The sequence below is a fragment of the Rhodococcus sp. KRD197 genome, assembly GCF_017168235.1.
Lineage (GTDB): Bacteria > Actinomycetota > Actinomycetes > Mycobacteriales > Mycobacteriaceae > Rhodococcoides.
This window is the reverse complement of the sequence record NZ_JABFAO010000099.1, coordinates 1-14,221: the sequence shown is the minus strand read 5'-3', so window position 1 is coordinate 14,221 and position 14,221 is coordinate 1. Positions and strand designations below refer to the sequence as shown.

Genomic DNA, 14,221 nt, shown 5'->3' with positions numbered 1-14,221 from the left:
CTTGACCTTCCCCTTTACTGGAAGGTCCAGTATCGCTGCATCAGGAGCGTTTCCCAACAGTTCTGGGAGGAATCGGGATGCAGACCAGGTACGACCTCGCGATCATCGGATCCGGCGGCGGTGCGTTCGCGGCGGCCATTCGTGCGACCTCTCTGGGCAAGTCGGTGGTGATGGTCGAGCGTGGCACGTTCGGCGGCACGTGTGTGAACACCGGCTGCGTGCCGTCGAAGGCACTGATCGCAGCCGCGGAGGCCCGGCACGTGGCCGCGGACGCGCCGACCCGGTTCCCGGGCATCGCCAGCGTCGCGGGCGCGGTGGACATGCCGGCCCTGATCGGCGGAAAGCAGGATCTCGTCGAGGCCCTGCGGGGTGAGAAGTACGTCGACGTCGCCGACTCCTACGGTTGGCAGGTCCGCCGCGGCAACGCCGCGTTCGCCGGCACTCCGGATTCGCCCCTGCTCGAGGTCGCCGCGGCGGATGGCAGCGTCGAGACCATCGAGGCAGCGCAGTACCTGGTGGCCACCGGGTCCCGTCCCTGGGCCCCGCCGATCCAAGGGTTGGAGGAGGCCGGGTACCTGACCTCGACTACGGCGATGGAGTTGACCGAGGTCCCCGACTCGCTGCTGGTGCTCGGTGGTGGCTACGTGGCCCTGGAGCAGGCGCAGCTGTTCGCCCGGCTCGGGTCGACGGTGACCCTGCTGGTTCGGTCCCGGCTCGCGTCGAAGGAGGAGTCGGAGGTCTCCAAGGCGCTGCAGGAGGTCTTCGCCGATGAGGGCATCCGGGTGGTCCGCCGAGCGGTCCCGACCCGCGTGACCCGCGACGCCGCCACCGGCCAGGTGGTGGTGACCGCGGACGTCTCCGGTGGCGCGCAGGAGTTCCGCGCCGACGAGGTTCTGGTCGCTCTCGGCCGCCGACCGGTGACCGACGGGCTCAACCTCGACGCGGTCGAGGTGAAGACTGGCGAGGTCGGCGAGATCGTGGTCACCGACCAGCTGCAGTCCTCCAACCCGCGGATCTGGGCGGCCGGTGACGTGACCGGGCACCCCGAGTTCGTCTATGTCGCCGCCCACCACGGCACCGTGGTCGCCGAGAACGCCTTCACCGACGCCGAGCGGTCGGTGGACTACATGCGGCTGCCCCGGGTCACGTTCACCAGTCCCGCGATCGGCGCAGTCGGGATGACTGAGGCCCAAGTCCTCGCGGCCGGGATCCGCTGCGACTGCCGGGTGCTCCCGCTGGAATACGTGCCGCGAACGCTGGTCAACCGGGACACCCGCGGCTTCATCAAGATGGTCGCCAACGCCGACACCGGCGAGATCCTCGGCCTGACCGCGGTCGCCAAGGACGCCGGCGAACTGGCCGCCGCGGGCGTCCACATCATCGGCAAGACCATCGCCGAGGTCGCCGACGCCTGGGCGCCTTACCTGACCATGACCGAGGGCATCCGGATCGTCGCGAAGGCCTTCACCACCGACGTCTCCAAGCTCTCCTGCTGCGCCTGACCCGCACCCACCCCACTCAACGAAGGAGGCATCCGCGATGTCGGACCTCAGCACCCAACTGCCCCAACGACTCACCCGACCCGAGGAGACCGGCCTTGACGCCGGCCTGCTGATCCCGCTGCTGCGGCTGCTCGTCGACGGCGACCCCGTCACCGTCGAGCAACTCGCCGCGGCTGCGAGCCGCACCCTCGATGACGTACGGCGCGGTCTCGCGGCGGTGCCGGACACCGAGTACGACGATCAGGGCCGGATCATCGGCCAGGGCCTCACCCTGCGCCCCACCCCGCACCGGTTCACCGTGGCCGGTGAGGAGCTCTACACCTGGTGTGCGCTGGACACGCTGATCTTCCCCGCCCTGCTGGACCGCCCGGCAAAGGTGGAGTCGGCCTCCCCGGTCAGCGGCGAGCCGGTTCGGGTCAACGTCGACCCCACAGAAGGTGCAACCAGCGTCGATCCGCCCACCGCGGTGGTGTCGCTGGTGAACCCGGAGCAGATCACCTCGATCCGTTCCTCCTTCTGCAACCAGGTGCACTACTTCACCTCCCCCGAGGACGCCGCGGGCTGGCTGGCCGAGCACCCCGGCGCGGAGGTGGTCCCGGTGGCCGAGGCGTGCCGGATCGGGGCCGCCCTCGCCACCGGCCTGCTCAACCGCCTCCAGGCGCCCGCCGCGGCCGACGACAGCCACAGCTGCTGCTGACCCATACCCACTGAAGGGAATGAGAACACCGATGATGTCCAACCACGACGATCGCCCGGGAGGCAGCGGCCTGCTCCTCGGAGCCGGCGCCGCGCTGCTCATGGTCGCCTGTTGCGCCTTGCTCCCCATCCTCATCGCCGGTGGCGCGATCGCCGGTATCGGCGCGTTCCTCCGCAACCCGTGGGTCATCGGCGCCGGGATCGCCCTGGCGATCCTCGCGCTGATTGCCATCTCCCGCCGCGGCGGCGGCACCGCCGGCCACGGCTGCTGCCCGCCCATGCCCACCAACGAAAACGTCGACCCGAAGGACGAGCAGAACCGATGAGAATCACCCGCCGCCACCACGCCGCGCTCTCGATCGCCGCCGTACTCGCCGCCGGATCGCTGACCCTGACCGCCTGCGGCAACAGTGCCGACCCCGCGACCGCCGGTTCCGGTTCACCCGCCACCGTGACCAGCGTCGATGGCCAGCAGATCAGCCTGCCCGCCAACGGGAAGCCCACCGCGGTGTTCTTCTTCTCCGTCGGGTGCGGCGAATGCGTCAACGGCGTCCGGTCCCTCGGCGAGGCCGCCACCACCGCCGAGAACGCCGGCACCGTGGCAAGCTTCCTCGCCGTCGACATGGACCCCGGCGAATCCAAGGCCCTGATCGGCGACTTCATGGAGTCCGTCGACGCCGAACACGTACCGGCCGCAATCGACGATGGCGCGGCACTCTCCCGGCGATTCGAGGTGGCCGCTCTGTCCACCCTGATCGTCGTCGACGCCGACGGCACGGTGACCTTCCGCGCCACCGACCCCGACGCCGCGACGATCACCGCCGAACTGGCAAAGGCCGGAGCCTGACCCATGGGCGGACTGCTCACCCTCGCCTTCGCGGCCGGCATGGTCGCGCCCGTGAACCCGTGCGGGTTCGCGCTACTCCCGGCCTGGATCACCCACACCCTCGGCGACACCGATGCCTCAACGGTCCCGGTGCGGCTGCTGCGGGCGCTGCGGGCCGGTCTCGTGTTGGCGGTGGGGTTCGCCGGCACCCTCGCGGCAGCTGGCCTGGTAGTCAGCGCCGGCGCCCGAGGGCTGATTCGCGCCGCGCCGTCGCTTGGCCTGGCCGTCGGCATCCTGCTGGTGGTTCTCGGCCTGTGGATGCTAGCCGGACGCTCGGTCTCGGTGCGGGTGCCTCGGATCCCCGGCCGGGCAGCCGCGGGACTCCCACCCACTGCCCGGATGGCTGCGTTTGGGGTCGGCTACGCGCTGGCTTCGCTGTCGTGCACGTTCGGGGTGATCCTCGCGGTCATCGCGCAGGCGCAGGCCACCTACAGCTATGCCGGGCTCCTGCTCGTCTTCGGTGTCTACGCTGCTGGCTCGGCGACCGTCCTGCTGCTGCTCGCCCTGGCCACCGCCGCGGCAGGCAGCGGACTCACCCGCCACGTCGCGCGATTGGCCCGCCATGGCCCACGGGTCACCGCTGTCGTCCTGCTGCTCACCGGCGCCTATCTGGCCTGGTACTGGTACCCGGCGGCCACCAGCGACGCCCCGGTCGCCGCGGGCCGTGGTGGCGGACTCACTGACGTCTCCGCGGTGGTCTCCAGCTGGATCCAGACACGGGCGACACTCATCGGCGCGCTCGCTGCCGCGTCTGCGCTGGTAGTGCTGGCGCTCGGGGTTCTCCAGCGACGCCGCCGGATCCTTCGGGGGCGCCCGATGACCACGCGGGACAGCACGCAGTGACAGCCCACCGGGTGCGGCGTGCGCACGAAACAGGCTCGGTTGATTGCGTCACCGCGACGCGTTCCCTGACCGGGTCGACGCCAGCCGGTAGGAGTCGGTACCAGTTTCGATGATGTTGCCGCCGAAGGTGAGGCGGTCGACGATGGCCGCGCACAGGCGCGGGTCCGTGAAGGTCTTGGTCCAGCCGGCGAAGCCCTCGTTGGACGCGATTGCCACGCTGTTCTTCTCCTCTCGCTCGGTGAGGACCTGGAAGAGGAGTTCGGCGCCGCGGCGGTCCAGTTCCATGTAGCCGAGCTCGTCAATGCAGAGCAGGTCGACGCGGCCGTAACGAGCGATCGTGCGGGCCAACTGCTTCTCATCGGCTGCTTCTACAAGCTCGTTCACCAGCCTCGTGGCGAGGGTGTACTTTACCCGGAATCCCTTTTCCGCGGCTGCGGTCCCCATGCCGATGAGCAGGTGAGACTTGCCGGTGCCGGAATCCCCGATCAGGCACAGCGGCTGGCCCTTCCGCACCCACTCGCCGGTCGCCAACTGGTGGATGGTGGCGGGGTTGATGTTCGAGTTGGCGTCGAAGTCGAAGTCCGCGAGGAACTTGCTCCGCGGGAACCCGGCGCCGTTCACGCGCCGGATGGTGGACCGACGGTCGCGGTCGTCGCACTCGGCCAGGAGCAGCTCGGCGAGGAATCCGGTGTAGGTCAACTGGTCCTTGTTCGCCGCCGCGACCGCGTCGCCAAGCAGGGCCCGCATGGTCGGGAGCCGGAGCCTCCGGCAGGCCTGGTCGACCGCCGCTACGGCGGCTTCCTCGGTCAGGCCGCGGCGGCGGCGCAAGGTGGTGGTCACGCTGGTGACTGTGCTCATCGGGGTGCTCCGCTCTCATCGGGACTCATCGGGTCGGGGTGGTGGTCGGTGCCGGTGCGGCGGCCGAGCAGTTGCTGGTATTTCTCCATCGACGGCAGCGGCCGGGTGTCGGGCGGGAGGCCGGCGATGACCGCGGCCGGGTCGAGCAGCAGGCGTTCGGTGAGGGACACGACCTTCCGGCTGCGCTTGGCGTCGCCATCTCGTCGTTCGCCATCGCTGGGCTGCGCAACGGGATGACGGTCTGAACTGGCCCCGGTGGGCGCTGCGAGGGTGGTGTGCAGGCGTGCTTCGACCGCGACCACATCAGCTGAGACTGCACCGACGCTCACTGCGGCGAGCAGCCCGGCTTCGACTTCGTCGGCGGCCATGGCGCGGTGCAGTAGGAGCACGTCGATCAGTTCCCGGGTGCCGACCGCATCCCCGAGCCGCCTGCGGGCGTTCGCCCAGAACGCCTCATGCGCAGGCGTGAACGCCCCCGATTCGCGGGCCTGCGCCAACGCGGTGGAGCCTGGCAATGCGCCCGGCTTACCCTTGAGCACCTCGAGGTAGTGGTCGAGGTTCACCGACTGGCCACCCCTTGTGATGACGCGGGCGTGCCGGGCGATCTGGAGTCGGCCGTCGAACACGACGACCTCGGATGCGCGCAAGGAGACGCGGACGCGGCGGTGGATGAACCGCGCCGGGACGGAGTACCGGGCCATGCGGACGGTGATCATCGCGGAGCGGTCGACCATCGGGTTCAGCATCAGCCCGGGGTCGAACCCCTCGACCGGGAGCGGCGCGAGGTTCTCGCGTTCGGTCGCGAAGTCCTCGCCGACGGTCCGGATCCGCGACGAGATCCGTCGGCGGTCGTCGGCGGCGTCCAAGGCACGGACCTTCTCGTTCAGCTCGTCGAGCGAGTCGACGACGGGCATGGGCACGAGGTGCTGGCGGCGGAACCGGCCGACGTCGCCTTCCACACCGCCCTTCTCATGTGCCCCGGCGATGCCCGGCTGGCAGTAGAACGCGTCGAACCCGAAGTGAGAGCGGAACAGCACCCAGCGGTCGTTCTCTACCCGCTCACGACCGCGCGCGTTGACGACCCGGGTGACTGCGGCGGTGAGGTTGTCGTACCGGACGTGCCGGGCGGGGATGCCGCCGATCTCGTTGAACGCGGCGATGTGGCCCTCGAGGAACGCCTCTTGGCCTTGGGTGGCGTAGATCCGGTGCACCGCCTTCCCGGAGTAACTCAACCTGAATGTGAAGAGGAAGACCTTCGTCTTCACCCCGGCCAGGATGACGTAGAGCTCGCCGAAGTCGACTTCTGCTTCTGCGCCTGGCGCGTGCTCCTGGGGGATCATGACTTCGACCCGGCGGCCAGCTTCGAGGCCGATCTGCGTGCGGCGGATGCGGACGTAGTCGCGAACCGTCGAGTACGACACCTCAATGGCGTCGTGTTCCTCGATGAGGCGGACGTGGATCCGGCGGGCGGTGTGCCGTTGCTTCCGCGGCGCCTCAAGGTCGGCGCGGAGCATGTCGTCGATGGCCGACTTGAACGGATCCAACCGGGGCGAGGAACGCACCGGGGTCTTCCGCGGCGGTGGTTCCGCGGACGTGAGGGCCCGGCGAACGGTGCCGCGTCCGACTTGGTGCTTGCGTGCGAGCGCTCGGATCGACATGCCCTCGACCCGGGCGTCCCGACGGATCGCAGCGAACAGTTCCACACGCACCCTCATCCCGAAACCCACTTCCGGTGCCGCGAGGACCGCTGGATGCGGGTCCTCCTGACGCCACGGAAGTGGGTCCAGATCAAGCCGTCACGACGCCACGCCGAAGCCCGGGTGGGTCCCGAATCAGACCGTCGCACTGGTCCCGAATCAGACTGTCACCGCCAGATCCCGGCGCAGTCGGTGGCGGTGTCGATGCGGACGCCCCGGGAGTGGCCTGATCGGTCCACTGCGCGCCGTCCCAGAACCGCTGTCCACCGGCGTTGGTGGGGTCCGGATCCGAATACCAGCCGGGGGTAGGTGACGTCATGGGCAGAAGTCTCCCAGGCGCGTAACCACGCTTCCGATGCCGACACTCCGAATCGGTCCGCTCGCTGGACAAAGGGTTCGTGGGACGGTGAGCGGACAGTCAGACCGACCGGACCGAAGAAAGACAGGTAGAACGCACCGTGGCCAAGAACGTAATCGTCGAAGTTACCGATGACATCAACGGGAACGTCATCCCCGACGGAACCGGCGAGTCGATCGAATTCTCCGTCGACGGCGTCGACTACTCGATCGACCTCGAGGACAAGAACGCGGAGAAGTTCCGTAAGACGTTGGGCTACTACATCGATCATGCGGCGAGGATCGGTGGCCGCAAGCGGAGTGCGCACACCTCTGCCGTCCGCGCCGCCGCCGCCGACGCCGCGAAGAAGCCCGCGAAGCGCGACCCCGAGCAGACGCGAGCGATCCGGGAATGGGCCAACGCCAACGGCTACGAAGTCAGCAACCGTGGGCGCGTTCCGGCCGCGATCATGGAGGCGTTCGACGCCGCTCACTGAACGCACACCGCCCCGGCGGGCACCGCTGCGGGCACACGGATCTCGTCCAACGATGTGAAGATGGAGCTGGTCGTGTCACGTATCCCATGGACACGCTACGAGGGTGATGACGTCGAGGCATTCGCCGCCTTGTGTCTGTACCGCGATCACCCCACGGCGGTTCGCATTCGCCCGTCCCGTGGGGATGGCGGCATCGATGTCTATGTCCACAACAACGATTCCTCGTATGACATCTACCAGGTCAAGCGGCATGCCGAGACGCTGACCAGCAAGCAGAAACGCGACATCGAGCATTCTTACCGAACTCTGAAGGCATATGCGGCTGAGCGACAGTGGACGGTCAGGACATGGCATCTACTCCTGCCGCTGGACCCCACTCCGGAGAACGACGAATGGCTCGCCGATCTGAACAGCGCCGACCCGTTCGCCGCGAAATGGGACGGCCTCCCCACATTCGACAACTGGGCCGCTGACTATCCGCAGGTGGTCGACTACTACTTCGCCGACGGTGTCAGACGTCTCGATACCGAGATGATGCGGTTCATGGCTACGACGTTGATAGCCCTGCCCGGCGTCGACGTCGATGCCGCACAAACTCTGTACGAGAGTCTCGAACCAGCGCAGATACTCGAACGGGTATCGCTGATGAGCCGAACGATCAATGAGATCGACCCGCACTACTCGTATGTGATCTCCGCCGGACCGCGCGCGACCCCTCCGCCCGCTCCGACCGGTAGCTACCCGGCACTCGTTGCCACCTCGACGCGCGAGGTCGGCGATGAGGTCGTCACGGTTCACATTCTGGCCAAGTTCGCTGAGGCCGTGGAAGAGCGGCCAGTGACAGTCCGGACAAAGGTCGTCGTGACCAGAGGCAGTGCAGAGGAGCGCGAGTGGCGGCAATTCCTCGAGTACGGCCGTACGCCGCTGAACCCGGTGCCCGTCCGTGACCTCACGCTGGATCTTCCTGGTGGTCTCGCGAGCACCCATTCCGAAGCCCAGCTGATCATCCAGCCGGCCGACAGCACGGAACCATTCGACCGCGTTCTCAGTGTCATATCCCCTGACGGCGAGACGCTTGCTGCGGTCACGGTTCGTTTCACCGATGTCCAGTTCAACCACGACCGGACTGGCGGCGCGTCGACTGGAATGGACGCAACCGGCATGCTGCGCGTCCAGATCCTGACCAAGATCAGCGGCGATTCACTCGATGTCTCGTACCACTTCTCATTGTCCGACGACGTCGGGCGGCATCCGCAGCACGTACTCAACGCTCTGATGTTCGTCAATTCGTTCTACGCGCCCAACTCTTTCCGTATCTCGTTCCCTCACATACCGCGCCGCCGGACCGAGAACCCTCTGACCGCGCCTGTACCCGACGGTGCGGATTTTCGACGGGCAGCGCTCTACATGAACTTCCTGAGTGCACTCGTCACGATTCAGCGGTTCGTTGACACCGAGATACTTGTTCCCGACGCAAGGACTGTCACTGCGGACGCTTTTTCCGCGGTCGTGCGGGCCGCCAGATTGCTCGAAGGTGACACCGTGCAGGGAACATGGACCGACCTCACGATCGCTGTTGTGGCGGAACCGCCCGCCATCGACCCCGAACGCTTCCTCCCGATCGCGGCAAGCACGCCACTACAGGTCACCATCGGCGAGAAGCTCATCGAGCTCGGGACGGTTCGCTGCGAACTCCCCAGTGCTGCAGTGACCGGATACGCCGGCACCGACGCAGACGGAGACGGAGACACCGTCGTCACATTCACTGCGGATCCGAACAACGACGTGGTCACCATGACCTGGGAGGGCGAAACCACACTTCCACCGATCGCCGAGTAACCAGGCGGCCATCGCGCCTGGAGGCTCGAACGTGTGCGGGCAGCTGAGCAACCCTGCGGTGGCAGACCTGAAGCGAACGAGCGCCGCTGTCTCTTCTGCATCGGATGCGCCGGGTCCGCGAAGCGCAACGGCGGAGGGAACTCTGTTTGGCTTCTAATTGCCCCGTCGGACTCGGCAAGCTCGCATCGGACGCAATACGATCCCCGGGTATGGGCTACTACAGAGATGCGACGCTGGAGGAGATCGAGCGCAAAAAGTGGACGGTGTGCAGCGTGAGGACACCAGAGAACGCCGCTGATCTTCCAGCGGACGAGCTCGTCCGAGAAAGAACCGAACCGACACTGCAGTACGACCACAAGGTGTTGGCCAACGAGCCCGCCGACGGCTGGCTGACGGCCGTCGATCTGGTCACGCATGAATACAGGCCCGAAGCACTCACCTCTCTCGTCGGGCCCGCCACCGACGGGCCGGACGGCTCCCGCGGATGGCTGGTCAATCACGTCGAGACCGTCGAGGACACGGTCATCGCGGCGGTCGCAGCCAAGGGCAACCATCCGGACGGGCGTGAGCTGCAGGATCTGGACCGCGGCGAGCAGCTGAAGTAGTGAGTGCCCCGGCATCGGTTGTCGACGCTTGCAATCAGCTTGCTGTCAGCCTGTACAACCCCGCCCTGCTGATCACTCTGCATCGCGACATCGCCGAGGTAAAAGGCCTGGACGGCCGTGGACTGCGTGGTTCTAGGAAGCAGCAGGCTCTCCGGTGGGGGATCTTCTCCCTGACATTCAGCGCAGCCGATGCGTTCTTCAACGACGTACTCATCGCACCGTCGAAGGGACGCGCGATCCCCCTGAACCCCGACAAGCTGCGTACCGCCGGCCAGAAGGCCGGCGTGGAGTTGTTCACCAATTCGTGGGGTGTCCGCACACGAACTCCAGGGCCGGGATCCGGACGGTCCCGGTGGGTCACCTTCGAAGGCTCAGCCGCGTTGCGCTCGTATATGTCCGACATGAAGAGCTTGCGTGACCTGCTCAGTCACGGCGGCGATCCCTACGCCGCGACCAACGACTCTGGCGCACTCTGGCCCCAGGTCAGAGGTAATTCGATGACCCTGATGGGTGCGGAAGGGTTCCTTCAAGCCTGCTGCGACCTCGGCTCTCAGACACTCCTGGCTTTCGGCGGCACCGTTGACGAGCTGCCATCTTGGCCCGAGCCTCACAGGTCGGGTCTCTCGGCCGAGAAGCGGCCCGGTCTGCCGCTGTTGCGCAGCCCTGACTGACGCTTCATTCACCCACGATGACGAGACCTCACAGGGAAGTTCAGAACGGCAGAGCGTCCGGGCCGAGGGACGGTTGCAGCTCGTTTCCGATAGGTCGACACAGGTCCGAAGCATCATGGCCAACAGCCGTCGGGCCTAGATGACCTTCCAGGGGTGACTCATCGAACTCGGCGTATCCCTCTGCCCGGATCCAACGCTCCTGCACGTCGGTGTTGAGAATCGCATCGCGGCGACTGAAAACATAGGCGGAAACCCAATGTAGGGCGTCGGACCGCAGTTCGCCGGCCTGCACGGCTTCCGCGAGGGTGGACATGGGATAGCGATACTTGGTTTCGAATGCAAACTGCAGGTACTCAGATTTCACCGCCGGGTATCCGATCTCTACGAGGTATTGCACGAACGTCCGGATTCCCTTTGCGAAGGCCATGCGAGCACGCTCGCGATCGCCGGCCTGGCAGAATGAACCTTCACGGTCGAGATCAGCGAACAGGATGTCCAGGTCGATCCTCGACTTGTAGTGGGGTTCGTCCTCGGACCTCGCGAGATCGGCATCGCATGCTGAACGTGCTTCCGAGACGAGGCGATCTCGCTCCGTCTCGTCGATGAGCCCCAGGTCATGGGCAACGTGCGCCGGAACCCAGACCGAAGGCATCGGGTCACCGTCGTGGAGCTCCTGTGAGAAATCGAGGAGCGTTGCCTCCAGCACGTCTTGTGCTGATCGCCGACCGGCTTCAGTCAAGACGGTCTCGAACCCCGGCACGGTGGTCATCAGGCCCTCGGTGTTCTCACGGGTGGGCCAGACGAAATCATTCCCCGCATGGCGGAGCCGAAGGACGTGACCTGCGTCGATGCCGCCACTTCGAAACAACGTCTCGTCGTCGGCCGGAGCCGGTAGCCATTGAGTCGGGAAGCGCAACACCCATCCCGGAGGGTGCATGACGAATGACGTGGGCGTCGACGCGCGATCCATCCGACCGAACCAGTCCATGAGATCTTCGGTCTGGACCTCCCGCTCGGCTCGCCACACTGCGGTTGCGCCTCGACCCTCCCGAGAGACCGACGCGATCGGAGCTACCCGGAGACGCGCGAGTTCGTACCTCCAGCTGACAGTGTCGTCGTCAACTTCGTCGAGGAGGTTCAGGAAATCCTGTGCTCCCTCGCCACTGAGATTTTCGAACGCGATAGTTCTCAACACTCGGAACCGTTCCGAAGCGTGCCACGTCACCTGCGAAGTACGCAGCTTCTCTGCCACTCGAACTACTCGGCCTGATACTTCGAGGGTCTGACCTCGTGCGCCTGCAATCTCAAGCGCCTCGCGAGCGTCGTCGGCCAACTCTGCGACGTGTCGCTCCGCGACGGTGCTCGTTCCAGCGACAGCGAGCCGCCAGAGCCCCCTGGCTTGCCGGCGAGTCAGTAGCTGTTCGATCTGTCCCAGGACAGGATCGGTCAGTGGTCTCCGTCGAGCAATCGCGGCAAGAACTGCGTCCGCACCTCTGCGTGCTTGGTACTCGGGATGGCCTCTGACCGTGGACTGTCCCGGTAGCACGTAGCCATGGTCGCGAGCGGTTATCCACAGTCCTCGTTCGACGTTTAATCGCAACTGCCGCCCACTCGTCGGCACGCCCCGATGACTCGCGACAAGCCTGTCTTCACGCCTGGGCGGTGGCCAGCGAAGGAGTGTCGCAATGTGCACCACCCGGCCCTCGGGGCCGCGTTCGCGTTGGTGGTCGACGTAGTCACCCAGCACCGAGGCGAGTGCCTGATTTCGCGAGCGATAACTCTCGTGGACCTTGATCTCGTCCAACGCGGCGACGGCGGACGCCGGCACCCAGACATTCGTGGAGATCGTCACTGGAGCCTCAGCTTGGTGCAAACCTTCGACACCGCGAGCAAGACGACGACGATCGCCGCGGCGGCGGTCTCCACGTCCACGCCGGCAGCAGCGAGCGCGCTCAAACATGCGTACGACGACATGGCAAGCATCACCACCGGGTCTGTTACCGCTGCGCGCCACTCGATCCTTCGTGGCCCTGATCCGACCGGCTTGGCCGGCCTTCGCTTCTTCGTCATATCTCCACTATTCGGGCCACATCGAGGGGCCCGAGTACTCAGTGTCACACTTTGGCGCTCCAGGCGACCACCGACGAGACACTATCGACAGCGATTGCCGACAACATTGCAGCTCTACCGCGAAGGCCGCTGGGCTGCAGCGCAGTCGCCTGCTCGCGCGTGACGGAAAGAAGGTCAGATCTCCACACGGGTGGCTGACGCTTCCGGCCAGTCCATCGTTGGTGAAACTCCCCGAGTTTCACGCTGCCACTCCTCGATGAGGCCTACCCCGAGTGATTGTCAGGCACTGAGTCCCAATCGCCGCGTGGCGGGCCGACGGCGCACCCCTGCGGCCACGACGGCCCCTGCGTAGCACTAATTGCTCAGTTGAACTAGCTAAAGGAAGCGACCGAATGCTCGGACTCGGCCCACTCGGTTTCTGGCTCCGCGACTGGAGTGGCGCGATGGGGAACACTGTCACGTCAGGCCCCATGGCGCAGATAATCATCCGAAGGGGGCGCGGACAACCGTTGTCCGCGCCCTTTTTGTGTGCTGATCGATGCCGTAACCACGAAGTCGAACGTCGAGTGCATGCATCGCGGCACCGCCAGGGGCTAATTGGTGCAGTTCATATCGCCGCGGTCGCTGGAGCTGAGGTGCGACGGAGTCTGTTCGTCAAGGCCGGACGATTCGGCCGAGATCATGCCCTGAACCACCCACGACGACCCCGGCGGTGGCTGGTGACAACGACCTGGGCCGGATCGTCGCCGCAGGGGACGTGCCAGACGAACTCCATACGGTGGAGCCTCCACTGGAATACGAGCTCAGCGCACCCCTCCCAGCCGTGCAACCGGCGAATCAACGCCCAGTCCTCCACAGTGATCACTCCTCCATCGTCGAGATGAGTGCCCACTTCTCGACCGGATTACCTGCTCAGTTTTCGACCTGAGCCGACTTACGGTCAAGCTCGCCGGCCCAGCCTTGCTGAGCTTCCAGCGGACTGAGTCACAGAGTGGCGATCTAGGAGGACCGCCGTCTTTACCGCGGTAAAGGACCGCCGTCTTTACCGCGGTAAAGACGGCGGCTACACGAGCGGTCGGTGTCGCCCGCGACCTGAACGTGAGGCTCAGTCCGAGTGATCTCTAGATCGCGCCCACGGATTTAGTCTGCTTCGGCTGAACAAGTCGAGCTTGAACGACCGCTGAGGGGCTAACGCGGCCCTGGAGACGCCCTGGCGACCGTGGTCTATGGTTTCCGAGCCTGGCGCGACCACTCGGCCGCATTAGCGTCACAGCAACAGTGGTGCGTTCATCCACCTCGTACGGCCCGAGTTCGAGTTGGCGCTTCGGCGCGCGATCACGCAGACCGTCGATGATGCGCCGGAGCACGCGCTGGGCCTTGGAGTGCTCCGTCTGAGTCTCGGCATGCCATGAGGCCCGCTCTGCGTTGATGCGAGTCCGTACAGCTTTGAGCCGTTCCAGTGCCCCGGTTGCCTCCTCAGCGCGTCGAACGGCGTCTCCCGCGACAGCGATCCACCGTGTGGCGCGGCCACGACCTGTGCGTTTGACGAGCTGTGCGTTCACGAGGGCGTCGAGCAGGCGTAGGCAGCCCGAGCGTCGGGTACCCACCGGCAGTCCCACAGCAGAGGCGAGTTCTGTGGAGACGACCGGCTCCGAAGACCCCAGTAGGTGGGAGTAGACCTGCCAGCAGCCGGCACCCAGAAGGCCCCAGAGGGGGGATAG

At 66.2% G+C, this 14,221-nt stretch carries 14 protein-coding genes and 1 pseudogene; 9 read left to right on the top strand and 6 right to left on the bottom strand.

Translation table 11 applies throughout. The annotated features are described in order from the left end of the window. Positions 1 to 77 precede the first annotated feature (77 nt). Genes merA through J1M86_RS26035 form a run of 5 tightly spaced genes read left to right on the top strand, consistent with a single transcriptional unit; the run spans position 78 to position 3,927 of the window. Positions 78 to 1,502 carry a mercury(II) reductase gene (gene merA, locus J1M86_RS26055; RefSeq protein ID WP_006246583.1) on the top strand — a complete coding sequence of 475 codons (1,425 nt, stop codon included), beginning with the start codon at positions 78 to 80 and terminating at the stop codon, positions 1,500 to 1,502. Between the two features lie 37 nt (positions 1,503 to 1,539). After that, positions 1,540 to 2,199, top strand: a complete 660-nt coding sequence (gene merB, locus J1M86_RS26050; protein ID WP_006246582.1) for an organomercurial lyase MerB — start codon at positions 1,540 to 1,542, stop codon at positions 2,197 to 2,199. 31 nt (positions 2,200 to 2,230) lie between these two features. After that, positions 2,231 to 2,524, top strand: coding sequence for a hypothetical protein (locus J1M86_RS26045; protein ID WP_006246581.1), 294 nt, complete (start codon positions 2,231 to 2,233; stop codon positions 2,522 to 2,524). Beyond that, positions 2,521 to 3,045, top strand: a complete 525-nt coding sequence (locus J1M86_RS26040) for a redoxin family protein (RefSeq protein WP_006246580.1) — start codon at positions 2,521 to 2,523, stop codon at positions 3,043 to 3,045. Before J1M86_RS26045 ends, J1M86_RS26040 begins: the two co-directional genes overlap by 4 nt. Before the next feature lie 3 nt (positions 3,046 to 3,048). Beyond that, positions 3,049 to 3,927 (top strand): cytochrome c biogenesis CcdA family protein, encoded by an 879-nt coding sequence (locus J1M86_RS26035; RefSeq protein ID WP_048472691.1) that lies wholly within the window; start codon positions 3,049 to 3,051, stop codon positions 3,925 to 3,927. 48 nt (positions 3,928 to 3,975) lie between these two features. Here the strand turns inward: J1M86_RS26035 and istB are convergent, their stop codons facing one another. The 3 genes from istB to J1M86_RS26020 form a co-directional block, all read right to left on the bottom strand. Then, positions 3,976 to 4,785 carry an IS21-like element helper ATPase IstB gene (gene istB, locus J1M86_RS26030; RefSeq protein WP_006246577.1) on the bottom strand — a complete coding sequence of 270 codons (810 nt, stop codon included), beginning with the start codon at positions 4,783 to 4,785 and terminating at the stop codon, positions 3,976 to 3,978. Further along, positions 4,782 to 6,500: an IS21 family transposase gene (istA, locus tag J1M86_RS26025; protein ID WP_008720624.1), complete on the bottom strand. Its 1,719-nt coding sequence runs from the start codon at positions 6,498 to 6,500 to the stop codon at positions 4,782 to 4,784. Before istA ends, istB begins: the two co-directional genes overlap by 4 nt. A 73-nt stretch (positions 6,501 to 6,573) precedes the next feature. Continuing rightward, positions 6,574 to 6,801 carry a DUF2510 domain-containing protein gene (locus J1M86_RS26020; protein WP_241260686.1) on the bottom strand — a complete coding sequence of 76 codons (228 nt, stop codon included), beginning with the start codon at positions 6,799 to 6,801 and terminating at the stop codon, positions 6,574 to 6,576. A gap of 139 nt (positions 6,802 to 6,940) precedes the next feature. On the opposite strand from J1M86_RS26020, the gene J1M86_RS26015 reads away from it, so the two are divergent. The 4 genes from J1M86_RS26015 (at position 6,941) to J1M86_RS26000 (ending at position 10,430) form a co-directional block, all read left to right on the top strand. Next, positions 6,941 to 7,315, top strand: a complete 375-nt coding sequence (locus J1M86_RS26015) for an Lsr2 family protein (RefSeq protein ID WP_206511939.1) — start codon at positions 6,941 to 6,943, stop codon at positions 7,313 to 7,315. Between the two features lie 72 nt (positions 7,316 to 7,387). Further along, positions 7,388 to 9,154, top strand: coding sequence for a hypothetical protein (locus J1M86_RS26010; RefSeq protein WP_206511938.1), 1,767 nt, complete (start codon positions 7,388 to 7,390; stop codon positions 9,152 to 9,154). 209 nt (positions 9,155 to 9,363) lie between these two features. Continuing rightward, positions 9,364 to 9,759, top strand: a complete 396-nt coding sequence (locus J1M86_RS26005; RefSeq protein ID WP_206511937.1) for a hypothetical protein — start codon at positions 9,364 to 9,366, stop codon at positions 9,757 to 9,759. Then, entirely contained in the window at positions 9,759 to 10,430 is a 672-nt protein-coding gene (locus J1M86_RS26000) for a hypothetical protein (RefSeq protein ID WP_206511936.1), read from the top strand. Before J1M86_RS26005 ends, J1M86_RS26000 begins: the two co-directional genes overlap by 1 nt. A 40-nt stretch (positions 10,431 to 10,470) precedes the next feature. Here J1M86_RS26000 and J1M86_RS25995 read toward each other — a convergent pair whose 3' ends face one another. The 3 genes and pseudogenes from J1M86_RS25995 to J1M86_RS25985 form a co-directional block, all read right to left on the bottom strand. Then, positions 10,471 to 12,282, bottom strand: coding sequence for a hypothetical protein (locus J1M86_RS25995; RefSeq protein WP_206511935.1), 1,812 nt, complete (start codon positions 12,280 to 12,282; stop codon positions 10,471 to 10,473). Continuing rightward, entirely contained in the window at positions 12,279 to 12,500 is a 222-nt protein-coding gene (locus tag J1M86_RS25990) for a hypothetical protein (RefSeq protein WP_206511934.1), read from the bottom strand. Before J1M86_RS25990 ends, J1M86_RS25995 begins: the two co-directional genes overlap by 4 nt. 1,121 nt (positions 12,501 to 13,621) lie before the next feature. Continuing rightward, positions 13,622 to 14,221 (bottom strand): annotated as a pseudogene (locus tag J1M86_RS25985) (hypothetical protein); the annotation flags it as partial.

Coding starts and splice junctions, on each gene's coding strand:
- J1M86_RS26045 (WP_006246581.1), top strand. CDS start 2,231: ATGATGTCCAACCACGACGATCGCCCGGGAGGCAGCGGCCTGCTCCTC.
- istB (WP_006246577.1), bottom strand. CDS start 4,785: ATGAGCACAGTCACCAGCGTGACCACCACCTTGCGCCGCCGCCGCGGC.
- J1M86_RS26035 (WP_048472691.1), top strand. CDS start 3,049: ATGGGCGGACTGCTCACCCTCGCCTTCGCGGCCGGCATGGTCGCGCCC.
- istA (WP_008720624.1), bottom strand. CDS start 6,500: ATGAGGGTGCGTGTGGAACTGTTCGCTGCGATCCGTCGGGACGCCCGG.
- J1M86_RS26020 (WP_241260686.1), bottom strand. CDS start 6,801: ATGACGTCACCTACCCCCGGCTGGTATTCGGATCCGGACCCCACCAAC.
- J1M86_RS26040 (WP_006246580.1), top strand. CDS start 2,521: ATGAGAATCACCCGCCGCCACCACGCCGCGCTCTCGATCGCCGCCGTA.
- J1M86_RS25990 (WP_206511934.1), bottom strand. CDS start 12,500: ATGACGAAGAAGCGAAGGCCGGCCAAGCCGGTCGGATCAGGGCCACGA.
- merB (WP_006246582.1), top strand. CDS start 1,540: ATGTCGGACCTCAGCACCCAACTGCCCCAACGACTCACCCGACCCGAG.
- merA (WP_006246583.1), top strand. CDS start 78: ATGCAGACCAGGTACGACCTCGCGATCATCGGATCCGGCGGCGGTGCG.
- J1M86_RS26005 (WP_206511937.1), top strand. CDS start 9,364: ATGGGCTACTACAGAGATGCGACGCTGGAGGAGATCGAGCGCAAAAAG.